This window comes from Arenicella chitinivorans, assembly GCF_014651515.1.
Classification (GTDB): domain Bacteria; phylum Pseudomonadota; class Gammaproteobacteria; order Arenicellales; family Arenicellaceae; genus Arenicella; species Arenicella chitinivorans.
The window spans coordinates 599,246-615,014 of the sequence record NZ_BMXA01000001.1; the positions used below are offsets into that span (position 1 = coordinate 599,246).

Below are 15,769 nucleotides of genomic sequence, written 5' to 3' on the forward strand. Positions count from 1 at the left end.
GGCGGCTTTTTTGTGCGTGTTAGGCAGCTCAGGACTTCGTCGGGTGATTCATATCCTCAAGGTGTACTTCGTGGACCTCACCGGCATTGGGGTCGTTGAAGGTGTCTATGTCCATTTTCCCTTCGCTTTTCGCCACAATAGTGGTGACTACAGCATCACCGGTTACGTTCACTGCGGTGCGCGTCATATCCACGATCCGGTCAATGCCCAGAATGATGCCAATGGCTTCGATTGGTAATCCAACTTGTTTAAATACCATGGTCAGCATAACCAAGCCAACAGCTGGCACCGCAGCGGTACCAATTGATGCCAGCACCGCCGTCACGACGATCGTTACGTAACCACCAAGGGTGAGTTCTATGCCATACAAATTCGCGACAAATACGGTTGCTACACCTTGCATTATGGCGGTGCCATCCATGTTGATGGTTGCGCCAAAGGGCACCGTGAATGAGGACACCGCGCGGTCGATACCAAACCGTTCCTGCATGGTTCTGAGCGTGACTGGAATCGTGGCGCCGGAGCTGGATGTGCTGAATGCAAATATCTGCACTGCTCGGATCTTACTTAAGAACGTTTTGATGCTTAGCCCGGTAAATGCTTTCATGATGAGCATTTGCGTTACAAAGGCATGCACAATTAAAGCGAGCATCACCGTGGTGAAGTAACCGCCAAGTTTTAATATGATATCTAGGCCTAGATCAGCCACCGCTTTGGCAACCAAGCAAAATACCGCATAAGGTGCAAACCACATTACCATCTCAACCATTTGCATAATGATGCGGTTAAGTTGTTCTATCAGGTTCACCAGTTCACGGGATTGCTCCAATTTGATCAACAGGGCGATGCCAAAGAAAATAGCAAAGAAGATGATCGCCAGCATCTCGCCGTTGGCCATGGCGCTGATCAAGTTCTTGGGTACGATACCAATGATAACTTCAACGAAATTGCGAGCGGCTTCTTTGCCTGCGAAGTCATCGCCAGCCGGGATCTCCATACCCTGACCAATGCCTAAGGCTGACGCTAGGGTAATCCCCAATGTGATCGCTATTGCGGTAGTGGCAACATACAGCGCGAACGACTTGGTCCCAACCTTGCCGAGAAGTCGGATGTCGCCAATACCAACAATCCCTGGTATCAGAGAAAATAGAACCAAGGGGACCACTAACATTTGCAGGGCATTAAAGAACAGCTTACCTGCGACCAAAAACACACCGTTGACTAGGTAGGTGTCGACCCAAGGCACCGCGTTTGCGCCCGTCAGATTGATTACAATGCCGGCGCCGATACCCAGCGCCAGCGCGATTAAAACCTTATTCGCAAGATTCATAGTGGTTCCCAGTGTCGAAGTCATGAGCCGATTCGTGTTGATTATTATCAGGCTCGATAATGTGTGAAGTCTAAACTATAAGAAACATCAGCGCGAACTATCCACTATTGGGGTGGCCACCTGGCGCTCGATGGACTCGATTGTCTTATTATTAAAGAAGATGCAGCTTGAGTCTGCTGGTTTTGAACGAGGGGAAGAGAGAGGGCTTAGGGAGGCTTAGAGAGGGCTTAGAGAGGGCTTAGAGAGGGCTTAGAGAGGGCTTAGAGAGGGCTTAGAGAGGGCTTAGAGAGGGTTGCGACCCGCCCCGGACAGGCAGGTCGCATAAAGCAGTGTGGTGCTTACTTCAAAAACTTGCTTGCCATGCTGGCTAATCCACTCAGACCGCCAACTGAATCCAACAGGCTGCCGCCGCTAGAAGATTTGTCAACGACTTGTGGCAGCATATCTTGCAGGCCTTTGAGCAGATCCCCTTGGTCTGCGCCGAGTTGTTGTGCCGCTTGTGCCAGTTTGTCGGAACCAAAGATGTTCTCAATCTGAGAGGTGGAAATAGCGTCATTGGAACCATCGCCCAACCAAGAGGCGGCCAGTTCCCCCAAGCCGCTGTTTTGTAGGTTTCCAACCAGCGCACCTAGGTCGATACCTTGGCCGCCTGAACCGCCCAGCAAATTTTGAATCACGGTTTTGACCAAGTCATTATCCGCCCCAGCCGAATTCCCGAGTTTAGAGCCAAGCAAGTCAGTTGCTAGATCCATTATATCCATAGTTATTACCTCACATTGTGTTCTATAGAGAGGCCTATATTATACCGTAGATTGATGTTTTTTTGATATTTGATGCTGAAGTATCAAGAAACTGTGCAGATTGTCAGCTTTTGCCGAACTTACTGCATTTTTGTTCGATAGGGGCTGAATTTTATGTTGTTTCCAGTGAATAAATTTGGATGATAAGTTTGATTAAAATTGTTGAAACACGAGCCGCGGTTTGATATTGTCGCGCTCCTGAAAATTCAGACGCGTAGCTCAGTTGGTTAGAGCACCACCTTGACATGGTGGGGGTCGTTGGTTCGAATCCAATCGCGTCTACCAGATTTGTAAAATAATGGCAGGCTGGCTTGGTCTGCCATTATTTTTTGGCCATTGTTGGCCTGAGGCGCTCATTTTTCTACGTGCATGCCAAGGTTTTTGCTTTTCAAAGGCCTATTTTGTGCTTTTTAGTCGCGTCGGCTATTGAGGATGATAGACTTACATTTTAAAATTCGCGCCCTAACTAGTTGAAATTTCCAACTTTTGTGGTGGAAGTTTAATTATTAACGTATTTTGAGGTATCACCATAGTCACTAAAAAAAAGCAGCGCCTGAATGACAGCATTACGGCGCCATCCGTCCGATTGATCGACCAGAACGGTGAGCAGGCCGGAATTGTTGATCGTGCTACTGCGTTAGAAATGGCCGAAAAAGTTGGTCTGGACCTGGTGGAGATTTCACCAAACGCAGATCCGCCAGTATGTCGGATCATGGATTACGGCAAGTTTTTGTACGAAGATAGCAAGCGTAAAGCGGCTGCGCGGAAAAACCAGAAACAGACCCAGGTTAAGGAAATTAAATTCCGTCCGGGCACCGATATTGGCGATTACAATATCAAGGTCGGTAAGCTCAAGCAGTTTTTAGAGAACGGTGATAAGACCAAAGTGACAATCCGATTCCGTGGGCGTGAAATGGCGCACAAGGATTTGGGTATGAAGTTACTTAAACGTGTCGAGCAAGACTTGGTCGAGGTCGGTGCGGTTGAGCAGTACCCCAAGCTGGAAGGGCGTCAGATGATTATGGTGTTGGGGCCAGTCAAAAAATAGTTTTGTTTGCGTGTTTTTCACGCACACACCCGGGCCGCTTAGCCAATACCGATTTAGGCTAAGTGTGAGCTCACTAGCGTCTTCGGTACCGCGATTGGTCAGCGAAGACAATGGGGTAGATTAGAGTCGACTTTTAAACTCTTCTCTACTGAAGTTAATACGGCAACGGTGTTGTTACACCTGGAGTTATCATGCCAAAAATTAAAAGTAATAGCGGCGCAGCTAAGCGCTTCAAAAAAACGGGTAGCGGCAAATTCAAACGCTCTCAATCTCACTTGCGTCATATTCTGACCAAGAAATCTACCAAGCGTAAACGTCATTTGCGTCACGGCACCACTGCCGAGTCATGCGATGCAAAATTGATCCAGCGCATGTTGCCTTACGCATAAGTCTCGTTACTTTGCGAATTTCCCAAGCTTATTTCAGCTTAGATTATTTGAGATTTTAAAAGAGCAGATACGCTCTTTTTTGGAGAAAGAAAATGCCAAGAGTTAAACGTGGCGTGACCGCCCGAGCTAAACATAAAAAAGTTATCAGCCAAGCAAAAGGCTACCGTGGACGTAATAAAAACGTATTCCGCGTAGCCAAACAGGCTGTTACACGAGCGGGCCAGTACGAATACCGAGATCGTCGTCAACGCAAGCGTCAGTTCCGTCGTTTGTGGATTACACGTATCTCAGCAGCGGCTAAAGTGAACGGCATGAACTACAGCCGATTCATCAACGGATTGAGCAAAGCTGGCATCGAGTTGGACCGTAAAGTTCTGGCTGATATCGCAGTGCATGACGCAGCTGCATTTGCCCAGCTTGCAGAGAAAGCAAAAACTGCACTGGCCGCATAAATTCTGTTTAATTACAGAACTGAGTCCCTATAAAAAGGAAGGCCTAGGCCTTCCTTTTTTATCTTTACGAGCGCGATAAAACCAATGACGACACAACAGGACAGCTCTTTAGAATCGTTGCTGGCGGCCGCAAAGTCAGCGATCGATGCCGCAGAACAGCCCAACCAGCTGGAACAGCTTCGAGTTCAATACCTCGGTAAAAAAGGCGAGTTAACGAATCAACTTAAGCAAATTGGTAGCCTGCCACCTGAGCAACGCCCATTGTTTGGTGATAGAGTCAATCAGATCAAACAACAAGTAGCCGAGCACTTGAATCAGTGTAAGGCCAAGCTGGACGCGCAAGCTCTTGCTGCAGCAATTGCTGCGGAATCAATTGACGTTACTTTGCCGGGACGTGGGCTGCCTAGCGGTGGATTGCATCCTGTTACTCGCACGATGCAGCGTATCGAAGATATTTTCGTGGCCATGGGGTTTGGGGTCGCGACGGGGCCGGAGATCGAAGATGACTTTCATAACTTCGAGGCGTTAAATATACCAGCCGAGCATCCAGCACGCGCGATGCACGATACCTTCTACGTGGCGGCCGACACACCAGCGGCACATGACTATCTGCTGCGGACGCACACGTCCCCAGTGCAAGCACGTTACATGCTAACGAATAAGCCGCCGATTAATATTATTGCCCCAGGTCGCGTCTATCGCTGCGACTCTGATGTGACGCATACGCCAATGTTTCATCAGGTTGAAGGGCTCATGGTGGACGAAGGTATCTCGTTCGCAGACCTAAAAGGCGTCCTCACGCATTTTCTGCAGCAGTTCTTCGAAGCTGATTTAAAGATTCGGTTGCGACCGTCTTACTTTCCTTTTACTGAGCCGTCAGCGGAAGTGGATATCAGTTGTGTGTTTTGTGAATCCGGCTGTCGTATCTGTAAGCAAACTGGTTGGATCGAGGTGCTTGGAAGCGGCATGGTCCACCCTGAAGTTTTTCGCCATGTCGGGATCGATCCTGAGAAATACACTGGGTTTGCATTCGGCTTAGGTGTCGAGCGCCTGACGATGTTGCGTTATGGTGTGGATGACTTGCGACTGTTTTTTGATAATGACCTGAATTTCCTGGAGCAGTTTAAATGATCGTTAGTGAACAATGGTTGCGTGACTGGGTTGATGTTGATCTCAGCGCTCAAGAAATTGCGGACTGTTTGACGAACGCAGGTTTAGAGGTTGATGGCGTCGAAGCGGTCGGTAAACCTATCGATAATTTGGTGGTTGGCCGTGTATTATCTGTACGCAAACACCCAAATGCGGATCGTTTGAATCTGACTACAGTGGATGTGGGTGATCAGCAGTTGGAGATTGTGTGCGGCGCGAGCAACGTGCGTGAAGAGCTCATCGTTGCCGTTGCGTTGATTGGTGCCAAACTGCCGAACGGACTAAAGATCAAGCGCGCGAAAGTTCGCGGTATCGAGTCCAATGGCATGTTGTGTTCGGCATCCGAGCTGGGGCTTGAAGAGTCCTCCGACGGTTTGATTGAACTCGATCCGGACGCCGAAATCGGTATGCGGGTGGATGAATACTTGCAGTTAGATGATCACCTTATTGATATCGATTTGACCCCGAATCGTGGTGATTGTCTGAGTGTTCAGGGCATAGCTCGTGAGTTAAACGTGCTGGCCAATGGTCAATATCACCCGTTGGATGTAGGGGAAATCACCAGTCAAATTGATGACGAAGTCGACATCGATTTGCTCGAGAGTGACGCGTGCCCACGTTATTTTGCACGCGTGGTGCGCGGAATAGACCCTAAAGCGGCAACGCCAATCTGGATGCAAGAACGCTTGCGTCGATCAGCTGTCCGTCCGATTAGCGCGGTGGTCGATATTACGAATTACGTCATGTTGGAGCTGGGTCAGCCGATGCATGCATTCGATCGAGCCAAGCTACAGGGTGGAGTTCAAGTCCGATTCGCTAACGATGGCGAGTTAATTGCCTTGCTCGATGACTCCGAAGCAACATTGAGCAAGGATACTTTGGTCATTGCTGACCAGCAGTCGGCGATAGCGATTGCCGGCGTGATGGGAGGGGCAGGCAGCTCAATTGGTGACGACACCATTGATATCGTACTTGAGTCGGCGCACTTCACACGTAAATCAGTTGCCGGTACGGCTCGACGTTATGGCTTACACACCGAGAGCTCGCAGCGATTTGAGCGCGGGGTTGATCCGATGCTGTGCGAGCAAGCGATTCAACGTGCCTCTGAACTGGTGCTGGAGATTTGTGGTGGTCAGGTCGGTCCAGTTTGTCAGTCGCCGAATCAGGTCGAGATTGCTGGTAAACCACCCGTGGAGTTGCGACTGAGCCGTCTCGAAAGTCTGCTTGGTATGTCTCTCGACGCCGAAGAAGTGTCAAATATTTTGAATCGAATTGCAGACCAAGTCAGTGGCGGAGATGGACAGTGGGTCGTTACACCTCCGTCCTTCCGATTCGATTTGGAGCGCGAAGCGGATCTGGTTGAAGAAGTTGCCCGGGTCAAAGGCTACGATAATATACCGGTGGCAATGCCACGGATCGCGCCGCGTAGCGTGGTTGGTACAGAAGCTTATATCACTGATCGTCAAGTGCGACAGGCGTTGGTTGCGCGCGATTATCGCGAAGCCATTACGTATAGCTTTATCGAACCCAAATTACAGCAAGCGTTTGATTCTGAGGCTCCGGTAAGATTAGCGAACCCCTTGGCTGAAAATATGTCTGTCATGCGGACCAGCTTGATCCCGGGTTTGGTGCAGGCACTACAGTTCAATATTAATCGTCAGCGTGAACGCGTGCGGTTATTTGAAGTTGGCGCAAGTTATCACAATACCGAGTCAGGTTACCGAGAGGTAAAACGTCTGGCTGGGGTGGTTTGCGGGTTACGGTGTCCCGCACAGTGGGGGGTAGGTGATGCGCAAAACGTTGATTTTTATGATATAAAAGCCGACTTAGACGCCGTACTGTCCTTGACCGGCCAACCAAAGCCAATTATATTTGAACAATCCACACGATTTGCACTACACCCAGGGCAACAAGCCGTGCTTACCCGTGAAGTTAATGATGGTACAGGGGATGAGGAGTCGGTTGTAGAGATCGGATGGTTGGGTCGTCTACATCCTGAATTGGAAAAGCAGTTTAACGTAAACAATGTGTTTGTCTTCGAGTTGAACTTGGAGACGGCATTGATGGCGCGTCGCCCGTCTTTCACTACGGTCTCTCGTTATCCAAGTGTTAAGCGCGATATATCGGTCGTCGTTGATGATGCCGTCCCCGTGGCTGCATTGATGCGCGCTGTGGAAATCGAATTGGGAGGCCCGCTGAGAAAGGTCGAACTCTTTGATGTGTATCGAGGCACTGGTGTTACCGAAGGTAGTAAAAGCGTATCGTTGAGTCTGGAGCTGCGGTTCGTTGATCGAACAATGACGGACGAAGAGGTTGAAGCGTTGTTCTCATCCGCTCGAACAGTGCTTGAGAAAGAATTTGGAGCCACGTTGCGAAGTTAACATTGCGCAGCGTGCCAAACGTGTGAGTGATTTTATGGCAATTACGAAAGCAGAACTGGCAGTGTCGCTCCATGAGGAGCTAGGACTCAATAAGCGTGAGTCGAAAGAGTTCGTGGAGCAATTTTTTGAATCTATTAAAGCAGCGTTGGAAGAAGGGTCTTCGGTAAAACTGTCTGGTTTTGGTAATTTTGGATTGCGTGACAAGCCTGCGAGACCAGGCAGAAACCCAAAAACCGGTGAAGAAATTCCAATTTCTGCGCGGCGCGTGGTGACCTTCAAAGCCAGCCAGAAACTGAAAGAAGCAATCGAGACAAATGCCGCTAACTTACAGCAATTGTTTAAATAGAGCCGTAGTGAACCGCGCTGTCGTCAGCGCTTAAACGCCCCTTACCACGCAGTTTGACGCGGGAGTACGGATGCCGCGCATTGCGATAAACTTGATTAATAAAGCTCAGTAAATTCCAGTAATTTAAAGAAAAATAATTAGAAACCGGCGTTTGCACTGTACGGACAACGCCGGTAACTGATAAACTAACGATATAAGAACAACTCGGCCATATTGGAAAAGCAATAATGTTAGACCAAGGAGATAACGCAACTCTTCCCCCGATTCCAAGTAAGCGGTATTTCACTATTGGCGAGGTGAGTGAGTTGTGCATGGTCAAACCGCATGTATTGCGTTACTGGGAGCAGGAGTTCGCGCAACTCAATCCAGTAAAACGTCGAGGGAATAGACGCTACTATCAACGGCATGAAGTCCAACTGATTCGACGCATTCGTAGTTTGTTATATATCGAAGGTTTCACCATTAGTGGTGCTAAGAACCAGATTGAAATGGAAGCGGGTGGACAGTCTACACCAACCACACAGGTAAAGCGTCAGGTGGTTGCTGAACTGATCTCTGAAATCGACGAAGTCGTCTCTATCCTATCTGAGTAATTAGTTCTTTTTGCAAGAAATTCCTATCTTACTTTGCATCGTGTATCCACGATCATTCCAGTTCTGATTTACACGGTTTCACCGTCTGCAGACTCCCTGCGCCATCCTGTGCGCGGTCCTGTGCAACTTAGCGCAAGCGTCGAGTCTGCAACCGCGATGTAAGTTGTGATTTTTCCCTATGAGAGCATAAAAAAAGGCCGCAGTGTGCGGCCTTTTTCGATGATTTTTTTGGTCTGAGGTCAATTAGAATGATTTGGAAATAGTGAAAACCACTCGATCGTCTGTATCTGGAATGTCGTCCACTGCTTCGGTGTCGGTTGTGTAGTACGTCAGATCTAAGCCAATTCCGCCGACTTCCATTGAGCCACCAATTGACATGTATTGGTAGTCGTCTCCGAGAGTGTAGTCACCGTAGGCCGCCGCCAACGAGAGTCCGTTTTCAAAGTCGTAGCCATAGCTGACTTCCCATTGATCATCTAGCTCATCGCCAACCGAATAGATGGCACCAAAGCCCGCGTAGCTGATACCAGCGTAATACTCAGTAAAATTCAGATCGCTCGCAACATCGCTACCGTGATAAGTGTATTCGATGATACCAAAATCAAGTCCTAAGCCACTTTCTAACTCGGTCGACCAACCTGCATAGATATCCAGTTCCGTACTGGCACCACCGAAATTAACGTTAGAACCCCAAGTGCCGACGTAAAAACCTGACTCGTGCGCGTAGTCAAAGCCACCTTGCAATGCGGGGTCTTCTTGGTTTTGCGAAACACCGCGCCAAACGTAGTCAGACGTGAGAGCAACATTGGCGGAAATTTCTGCTTGAGCTGTGGGGGTGAGCATTGCGGCCGCCAAGATAGATGCGGAAACTGCTTTCAGTGAGTTTTTCATGTAGTCCTCTCGATTTCTTCTAGGAGAAAAGATTTGTTAATTTAAGTCGCACGCAAAACGCTGGACAACCCAGTCATAGCAAAAGCCGTGCCAAAAAAAATAGTGCTGCCGGCTGGCCCTTATTAAATAGGCACCGAGGCGCATTAGTATTCTGTAACTGACGTTAGTTGTCCCTGAAATGCACCAACATTGAGCATGCGATGTTGTGATGGCACTATGATGGTGCGTTGGTTTTCGTGCTGGGGGTGGTTTTTAGGTGAGAACGCCACTCTAAGCGCGGAATCCGTTAATTTACGGCGTTGGTTAGATTGGCACGGGTTTTGCTAAACCACCGACAACAGCATCACGCGCTGGTGTTGGGGCAATGCTCCAAATGTACTTAATTAGGTGCATCTGCAGCAGTGTTAGGCGGTGAGGTAGACACACTCGTGTGCTGGCTCAACAGACAATCTGAGCTTTTCGATACCTGTTTTGGTTTACGGGACAAAAGCGGATCAATAAACAAACTACTTAAGGTGAAGCGCTATGAAGCTAATCACAGCAATTATTAAACCATTCAAAATCGATGACGTGAGAGATGCTCTTGCCAGCATCGGTATTCAGGGGATGACGGTGACCGAGGTGAAGGGATTCGGTCGCCAGAAAGGTCACACAGAATTGTATCGCGGCGCTGAATACAACGTCGACTTCATGCCAAAGATCAAAATTGAAGTCGCCGTGGCCGACGACATGTTGGATCAAACCGTCGAGGTCATCACCGAATCAGCCAACAATGGCAAGGTCGGTGACGGCAAAATCTTTGTCGTTGAGTTAAGTCAGGTGATCCGTATCCGCACCGGAGAAACCGGCGAAGAAGCAATCTAGAGTCCCCCAAATTTCTAACTCTTAAGATAGAGAGACAACATCATGGAAAACCAAATTTTTCAACTTTCTTATGCATTAGATACCTTTTACTTTTTGGTATGTGGTGCACTCGTAATGTGGATGGCCGCGGGTTTCGCAATGCTCGAAGCGGGCCTGGTTCGTGCCAAGAACACCACAGAAATCCTAACTAAAAACGTTGCCTTATTCGCAGTTGCCTGCACCATGTATATGGTCTGCGGTTACTCAATTATGTACGGTGGTGATGAGTTCAAATGGCTATTGAGCGGCATCGTCGGTGATGGTGTTGCTGGCGCTGAGGAGCCAGCGACTTACGCGCCGTCCGCAGACTTTTTCTTCCAGGTGGTGTTCGTTGCAACGGCGATGTCAATCGTGTCAGGTGCGGTGGCTGAGCGTATGAAGCTGTGGGCATTTCTTGTTTTCGCTGTCGTGATGACTGGTTTCATCTACCCAATGGAAGGTGCTTGGACTTGGGGTGGTGAGGCTGTTTTTGGACTGTACACACTCGGTGATCTTGGATTCTCTGACTTTGCCGGTTCCGGTATTGTGCACATGGCAGGTGCCGCTGCTGCATTGGCGGGTGTTCTACTATTAGGCCCTCGTGCTGGCAAGTACTCAGCAGATGGCAAGCCAAAAGCGATTCCAGGTGCAAACCTGCCACTGGCCACTTTGGGTACATTCATCCTATGGTTAGGTTGGTTTGGTTTCAACGGTGGTTCAGTTTTAGCGACTGCCACGGTTGAAAATGCCAACGCGGTAGCTGTGGTATTCATGAACACCAACGCTGCGGCCGCGGGTGGCTTGATCGCCGCACTATTGGTTGCGCGCGTATTGTTTGGTAAAGCGGATTTGACCATGGCCTTAAATGGCGCCTTGGCGGGTCTAGTTGCGATTACTGCCGAGCCATCAACGCCGACGCCCGCGTTAGCAACGTTGTTTGGCGCCATCGGTGGTACTCTGGTTGTGTTCTCGATCTTGACGCTGGACAAGCTGAAAATCGATGATCCTGTTGGCGCGATCTCTGTGCATGGTGTTGTTGGCCTGTTGGGGCTGCTTCTGGTACCGTTTACCAACGGTGAAAACGCGAGCTTCTCTGGTCAATTGATTGGTGCTGCGACTATCTTTGTTTGGGTTTTTGTAACCAGTTTGGTTGCGTGGGGCTTAATCAAAGTTATCATGGGTCTGCGAGTAACAGAAGAAGAGGAATTCGAAGGTGTCGATATGTCAGAGTGTGGCATGGAAGCGTACCCAGAATTCACCAACTAACTCCTGATTCAATTGTCAACAAAAGCGGCTCAGTGTATTGACTGAGCCGCTTTTTTTATTCACTGAAAATTATCCGAGTGGGAGTATTCCAACTGGGGCGCACTAACTAGATAACCGTAAAATGTCGTATCAGTGCGAGAGTCACCATGCCGACAAAGATGAAACAGAACCATTGGCTAATTCTGGTAACGCTCACCAGCGTGGTATTCGCGATTGTGGTAAACCATACAAAATCAGGCAACGAGCAGTCGATGAATCAATCCAAACCTTTATCGTTATCTGCCGAGACCGGGCATCAACATGCCGAACAGCTGAAGCAGAATGTCGCTCACGGTGACTGAAAAGCTTGGCGATAAAATAAACATGGGTTATGATTAAATTTAAATCATTCACGCCATGAATATCATTGAATTTATCTAATATCGATTTAAACCTGCTGGTCTATTTTAGTGTGCTACTGCGCGAGGGAAACGTCACCAAGGCCGCTGAGCATCTTGGCTTGAGCCAGCCCGCGATGAGCAATGGTTTACGGCGTTTGCGCAAGGTGTTCAACGACCCACTTTTGGTGCGCACCAGTAATGGCATGATGCCAACAGATAAGGCTAAGGAATTACAGCCACTGGTACAGAATGTGTTATCGCAGATTGAGTTGTTTGTACAGCCAACCATTGAGTTCGACCCAACTAACAGTAAGCGGCTATTCCGCGTCATGGCCAGTGACTACGCCGAAACCACGCTTTTACCGCGCGTACGGACACGCATGGCGGAAGAAGCACCAGATACCGCGTTGGATATTCTGACACCCAGCGATGTGACCTTTCAGGATATCGAGCTGGGTAATGTTGATTTGGTGATGAACCGTTTCGATCAGTTACCCCAGTCTCTGCACTTGTCAGTTCTGTGGCAGGATAACTTTTCCTGCGTGATGCGTGAAGACAATCCGTTGCGTAAGAACTTTGATTTCGATAAATATCTCAAAGGCAATCATGTTTGGGTAAACAAAACCGGTATGGGCGTTGCAACGGGGGTAAACCCAGATGACATCCAAAAACTTGGTTGGGTGGATATCGCGTTAGACAATTTAGGCAAACGCCGCAAAATCGCGGTCTACACTCGTCATTACATATCCGCAATTCAGCTGACTCAGCAGCAGGATTTGATTGCCACAGTCGCTACCCGTTCGACACATTTGGTGGATCACTTTGATAATTTGGCGATCATGCCAGCGCCGTTCGAAATCCCGAAAATTGAACTGCACATGGTGTGGAGTCCGTTATTGCATCACAATATTGCTCATAAGTGGTTTCGCAACGTTATTCGTGAGGTCGCAAATGAAATTCAAGCAGAAGAGGCCGCTAAGTAACAGCGCAGACAGTTTCGAATTGATCCGGAATGCGTTAGTATAAACAGATAAACACCGATTTTGATTTCGGTCAAAATCGACGCAGGAAGCGCTGTGTTTGACGTAACTCACAATTTACAAGGAGAGTAAAATGAATCAGATGCCGTCTGAAGTGCAGCCGTCGGGCAGCACTAAGTCACTTGCTATGCTAAGTACGCGTGCGGTCGTTGGTGTCGAAGCCGTTGCGGTGACCGTCGAGGTGCATTTGGCCAATGGCTTGCCGAGCTTTTCTACAGTTGGGTTGCCGGAAACCGCCGTCAAAGAAAGTAAAGATCGGGTCCGCGGAGCAATCTTGAACAGTGGTTTTGAGTTCCCAGCTAAGCGCATCACCGTTAACCTCGCGCCCGCTGATCTACCAAAGTCTGGCGGCCGATTTGACTTGCCCATAGCCCTTGGTATTTTGCTCGCTTCTGGTCAGTTACCGGGTGCGCGTATAGAAGGTTCTGAGTTTATCGGAGAGTTGGCTCTCGACGGAGGATTGCGCAAAGTGCCTGGAGTTTTGCCCACCGCGCTCGCGTGCGGGCGCGCCAGACATCGCTTATTTCTCCCCCGGGTGAACGCAGCCGAAGCAAGCCTGGCTGAGCATACTGAGAGTCTACCAGCAGCACACCTACTTGAACTCTGCGCCCATCTAACCGGCCAGCAGCGATTAGTGCCAGCACTGTGTGAGAAACACGCTGAGTCGGAGTTGAGCAATGGGTTGGATTTGAGTGATGTGCGGGGCCAACTTCATGCCAAGCGGGCGCTTGAGATAGCGGCAGCTGGAAACCATAGTTTGCTGTTTGTTGGGCCTCCGGGCACGGGTAAAAGTATGTTGGCTAGCCGATTGCCAACATTGCTTCCGGCCATGCAATCGGATGAAGCACTGCAAGCCGCGGCTATACAATCCGTTGCGAACGGAGAATTTGTAATATCTGACTGGCGACGACGACCATATCGTGCACCACACCATTCAGCGTCGGCGGCAGCATTGGTGGGCGGTGGCTCGGTGCCACGGCCGGGCGAAATTTCACGTGCTCATCATGGCGTGTTGTTCCTGGACGAGTTGACGGAGTTTTCACGCTCGACCTTAGAACAATTACGGGAGCCGCTGGAGACCGGTGAAGTCAATATTGCACGTGCGTCGCACTCGGTGTGTTACCCAGCAAAGTTTTTATTGGTTGCTGCCTGCAATCCTTGTAAATGTGGTTTTCTCGGTGATGGTACGGATCGTTGTCAGTGTACTGCAGCCAGCATCGAACAATATCGGGGCAAGCTTTCCGGCCCGTTGATCGATCGAATCGATATGCACCTGCATTTACCCCGGGTATCTATAAAGGAACTTCAGTCGAATCAAGAGCGCGGAGAAAGTTCGTCGCAAATACGAGCAAGAGTCGATGAAGTGAGAGCGCGGCAACGCTCTCGGCAAGGTTGTCTTAATAGCCAGTTCACCAGTCTACAACTTGAACGCTATTGTGCGTTGGATGCAGAAGCAGCGGGATTTCTTGAAGTGGTTTGCGAACGATTGAATATGTCAGCGCGGGCATATCATCGGATTTTGAAGTTGGCCCGGACTATCGCTGATATGAACAGAGACGCTGAAATCAGCAAAGTACATTTATCTGAGGCTATTGGGTTTCGGTGTCTGGACCGAAATTGAAGTGGGTTGTTCGTATTCGCTTAGAGTTTACGACAAGCACAAAAAAAGCCTCGTTTGCACGAGGCTTTTCAGGATCAGTTGCTGCGCTGGTTAGCCAGCATTCCGATCTTAGTAATTACAGCAAAACGATGTTTTCAGCTTGTGGGCCTTTTTCACCTTGCTTGATATCGAATTCAACTTTCTGGCCTTCAGCCAGAGTTTTGAAGCCGCCGCCACTGATGGCGCTGTAATGTGCGAATACGTCAGGGCCGCCGTCTTGCTCAATGAAGCCGAAGCCTTTTGTTTCATTGAACCACTTAACTGTACCTGTAGATGTTGCCATGATAAAAATTCCTGGATATTAATTGTCGGTTTTTCCAGTTAGTTCTCGATGTGCGAGACGCTAGACCGGAGGTTTAACTATAAAGGCTTAGCTCTGCTAATAATTTGCAGGTTTCGGCCAGTTGATACGTGAAATGAAGCGGGTAGATATTAAAAACCGAATTACTCAGGAAACACTGAGGTTGAAAACCTTTAGGTTTCGCGCGGGGTGGTACCGTCTTTGGCAAAACCCAACAGACCTAAGCGTGTAAAACAAGGCAGTCAGCTGTGCATAAAATCAATCGCACTTTCAAGTGAACTTAATTATAGAGCGAATTGTACCTGCATGGAAAGAATAATTAGCTAACAGTCGGATTTTTATGACGAAAACGGTACGCTTTTGTTAAAAAATGTGATCATTCGGAAATTTGAGCTCGAATTTGGCGTGGCAGGAAAAAGCCAAGCACAAGCCAGTAAGCCACGACTCTTAATCTGGATGTGCTTGGCGTTGAGCTGGAGATTCACTTTTTAGCGTGATTGCGCAACCCGGTAAAAAAGGAGTTTTGATTTCTTGGTACCAGAAAGCTGTGCCACCCAATCTTCTCCGGCATGTTCCATAAATGTGCGGATCATTTTCTTGAGTGCTTGGTTGTCGGATTCTCGGTAGAGCGCGACGAGACGTTCACCAACATCGGGTGCCGCGATCTTCATGTCTTCGCGTTTTTCAAACGGGCTGTTGCGTTTGATTTCAAAAAACAGCCGGGCCATGGGTCGGTCAATATGCATGAGTCCTCCTGGTGTGAGTCAAGGGTGTCGGGTCTTGGTTACAGATCAAAGACACAACGGTTTGGTCGTGCGAACGCAGGCGTATTGGCGTTGGCAAGACGTTGTATTGGAGGGG

The 15,769-nt window shown here is 48.9% G+C and carries 17 protein-coding genes and 1 tRNA gene; 13 read left to right on the forward strand and 5 right to left on the reverse strand.

Features of this window, described 5'->3' with window-relative positions; genetic code table 11:
• Positions 1-28: 28 nt before the first annotated feature.
• Complete coding sequence (locus tag IE055_RS02665) at positions 29-1,330, reverse strand: dicarboxylate/amino acid:cation symporter (protein WP_229794095.1); 1,302 nt, start codon at positions 1,328-1,330, stop codon at positions 29-31.
• 338 nt (positions 1,331-1,668) lie between these two features.
• On the reverse strand, positions 1,669-2,091 hold the full coding sequence (locus tag IE055_RS02670) for a YidB family protein (RefSeq protein ID WP_189398448.1): 423 nt from the start codon (positions 2,089-2,091) through the stop codon (positions 1,669-1,671).
• A gap of 247 nt (positions 2,092-2,338) precedes the next feature.
• On the opposite strand from IE055_RS02670, the gene IE055_RS02675 reads away from it, so the two are divergent.
• From IE055_RS02675 to IE055_RS02710, 8 genes are all read left to right on the forward strand, one after another.
• Positions 2,339-2,415 (forward strand) — tRNA-Val (locus IE055_RS02675).
• A gap of 244 nt (positions 2,416-2,659) precedes the next feature.
• Positions 2,660-3,178 (forward strand): translation initiation factor IF-3, encoded by a 519-nt coding sequence (gene infC / locus IE055_RS02680; RefSeq protein WP_189398923.1) that lies wholly within the window; start codon positions 2,660-2,662, stop codon positions 3,176-3,178.
• Positions 3,179-3,369: 191 nt separating this feature from the next.
• The gene (gene rpmI, locus IE055_RS02685; protein WP_189398449.1) at positions 3,370-3,567 is read left to right on the forward strand and encodes a 50S ribosomal protein L35; all 198 of its coding nucleotides are present in this window, start codon (positions 3,370-3,372) and stop codon (positions 3,565-3,567) included.
• Between the two features lie 92 nt (positions 3,568-3,659).
• Positions 3,660-4,019, forward strand: coding sequence for a 50S ribosomal protein L20 (rplT, locus tag IE055_RS02690; RefSeq protein ID WP_189398450.1), 360 nt, complete (start codon positions 3,660-3,662; stop codon positions 4,017-4,019).
• An 84-nt stretch (positions 4,020-4,103) separates the two neighbouring features.
• The gene (gene pheS / locus IE055_RS02695) at positions 4,104-5,150 is read left to right on the forward strand and encodes a phenylalanine--tRNA ligase subunit alpha (protein ID WP_189398451.1); all 1,047 of its coding nucleotides are present in this window, start codon (positions 4,104-4,106) and stop codon (positions 5,148-5,150) included.
• Positions 5,147-7,549 carry a phenylalanine--tRNA ligase subunit beta gene (pheT, locus tag IE055_RS02700; RefSeq protein WP_189398452.1) on the forward strand — a complete coding sequence of 801 codons (2,403 nt, stop codon included), beginning with the start codon at positions 5,147-5,149 and terminating at the stop codon, positions 7,547-7,549. The genes pheS and pheT overlap by 4 nt, the downstream gene beginning before the upstream one ends.
• Before the next feature lie 34 nt (positions 7,550-7,583).
• Complete coding sequence (locus tag IE055_RS02705) at positions 7,584-7,895, forward strand: integration host factor subunit alpha (RefSeq protein WP_189398453.1); 312 nt, start codon at positions 7,584-7,586, stop codon at positions 7,893-7,895.
• Positions 7,896-8,122: 227 nt separating this feature from the next.
• A complete protein-coding gene (locus IE055_RS02710) occupies positions 8,123-8,488 on the forward strand; it encodes a MerR family transcriptional regulator (protein ID WP_189398454.1) in 366 nt (121 codons plus the stop codon).
• 243 nt (positions 8,489-8,731) lie between these two features.
• Here IE055_RS02710 and IE055_RS02715 read toward each other — a convergent pair whose 3' ends face one another.
• Positions 8,732-9,379, reverse strand: coding sequence for a TorF family putative porin (locus IE055_RS02715; protein ID WP_189398455.1), 648 nt, complete (start codon positions 9,377-9,379; stop codon positions 8,732-8,734).
• Between the two features lie 525 nt (positions 9,380-9,904).
• Here IE055_RS02715 and glnK point away from each other — a divergent pair.
• From glnK to IE055_RS02740, 5 genes are all read left to right on the forward strand, one after another.
• Positions 9,905-10,243 (forward strand): P-II family nitrogen regulator, encoded by a 339-nt coding sequence (gene glnK, locus IE055_RS02720; protein WP_189398456.1) that lies wholly within the window; start codon positions 9,905-9,907, stop codon positions 10,241-10,243.
• A gap of 42 nt (positions 10,244-10,285) precedes the next feature.
• Positions 10,286-11,527: an ammonium transporter AmtB gene (amtB, locus tag IE055_RS02725; protein WP_189398457.1), complete on the forward strand. Its 1,242-nt coding sequence runs from the start codon at positions 10,286-10,288 to the stop codon at positions 11,525-11,527.
• Positions 11,528-11,673: 146 nt separating this feature from the next.
• Positions 11,674-11,868 (forward strand): hypothetical protein, encoded by a 195-nt coding sequence (locus tag IE055_RS02730; protein ID WP_189398458.1) that lies wholly within the window; start codon positions 11,674-11,676, stop codon positions 11,866-11,868.
• Positions 11,869-11,933: 65 nt separating this feature from the next.
• Positions 11,934-12,890 (forward strand): LysR family transcriptional regulator, encoded by a 957-nt coding sequence (locus IE055_RS02735; RefSeq protein ID WP_189398459.1) that lies wholly within the window; start codon positions 11,934-11,936, stop codon positions 12,888-12,890.
• A 130-nt stretch (positions 12,891-13,020) separates the two neighbouring features.
• On the forward strand, positions 13,021-14,568 hold the full coding sequence (locus IE055_RS02740) for a YifB family Mg chelatase-like AAA ATPase (RefSeq protein ID WP_229794096.1): 1,548 nt from the start codon (positions 13,021-13,023) through the stop codon (positions 14,566-14,568).
• Positions 14,569-14,683: 115 nt separating this feature from the next.
• On the opposite strand, the gene IE055_RS02745 is transcribed toward IE055_RS02740, so the two are convergent.
• A complete protein-coding gene (locus IE055_RS02745; protein WP_189398460.1) occupies positions 14,684-14,890 on the reverse strand; it encodes a cold-shock protein in 207 nt (68 codons plus the stop codon).
• 506 nt (positions 14,891-15,396) lie between these two features.
• Entirely contained in the window at positions 15,397-15,654 is a 258-nt protein-coding gene (locus IE055_RS02750) for a hypothetical protein (RefSeq protein ID WP_189398461.1), read from the reverse strand.
• Between the last annotated feature and the right edge of the window lie 115 nt (positions 15,655-15,769).

What these genes read in the sequence shown, in the direction of transcription:
- IE055_RS02750 (WP_189398461.1), bottom strand. Translation starts at nt 15,654, where the DNA reads ATGCATATTGACCGACCCATGGCCCGGCTGTTTTTTGAAATCAAACGC.
- IE055_RS02740 (WP_229794096.1), top strand. Translation starts at nt 13,021, where the DNA reads ATGAATCAGATGCCGTCTGAAGTGCAGCCGTCGGGCAGCACTAAGTCA.
- pheS (WP_189398451.1), top strand. Translation starts at nt 4,104, where the DNA reads ATGACGACACAACAGGACAGCTCTTTAGAATCGTTGCTGGCGGCCGCA.
- IE055_RS02710 (WP_189398454.1), top strand. Translation starts at nt 8,123, where the DNA reads ATGTTAGACCAAGGAGATAACGCAACTCTTCCCCCGATTCCAAGTAAG.
- glnK (WP_189398456.1), top strand. Translation starts at nt 9,905, where the DNA reads ATGAAGCTAATCACAGCAATTATTAAACCATTCAAAATCGATGACGTG.
- IE055_RS02670 (WP_189398448.1), bottom strand. Translation starts at nt 2,091, where the DNA reads ATGGATATAATGGATCTAGCAACTGACTTGCTTGGCTCTAAACTCGGG.
- rpmI (WP_189398449.1), top strand. Translation starts at nt 3,370, where the DNA reads ATGCCAAAAATTAAAAGTAATAGCGGCGCAGCTAAGCGCTTCAAAAAA.
- IE055_RS02715 (WP_189398455.1), bottom strand. Translation starts at nt 9,379, where the DNA reads ATGAAAAACTCACTGAAAGCAGTTTCCGCATCTATCTTGGCGGCCGCA.
- IE055_RS02665 (WP_229794095.1), bottom strand. Translation starts at nt 1,330, where the DNA reads ATGAATCTTGCGAATAAGGTTTTAATCGCGCTGGCGCTGGGTATCGGC.
- IE055_RS02730 (WP_189398458.1), top strand. Translation starts at nt 11,674, where the DNA reads ATGCCGACAAAGATGAAACAGAACCATTGGCTAATTCTGGTAACGCTC.
- rplT (WP_189398450.1), top strand. Translation starts at nt 3,660, where the DNA reads ATGCCAAGAGTTAAACGTGGCGTGACCGCCCGAGCTAAACATAAAAAA.
- amtB (WP_189398457.1), top strand. Translation starts at nt 10,286, where the DNA reads ATGGAAAACCAAATTTTTCAACTTTCTTATGCATTAGATACCTTTTAC.
- pheT (WP_189398452.1), top strand. Translation starts at nt 5,147, where the DNA reads ATGATCGTTAGTGAACAATGGTTGCGTGACTGGGTTGATGTTGATCTC.
- IE055_RS02745 (WP_189398460.1), bottom strand. Translation starts at nt 14,890, where the DNA reads ATGGCAACATCTACAGGTACAGTTAAGTGGTTCAATGAAACAAAAGGC.
- IE055_RS02705 (WP_189398453.1), top strand. Translation starts at nt 7,584, where the DNA reads ATGGCAATTACGAAAGCAGAACTGGCAGTGTCGCTCCATGAGGAGCTA.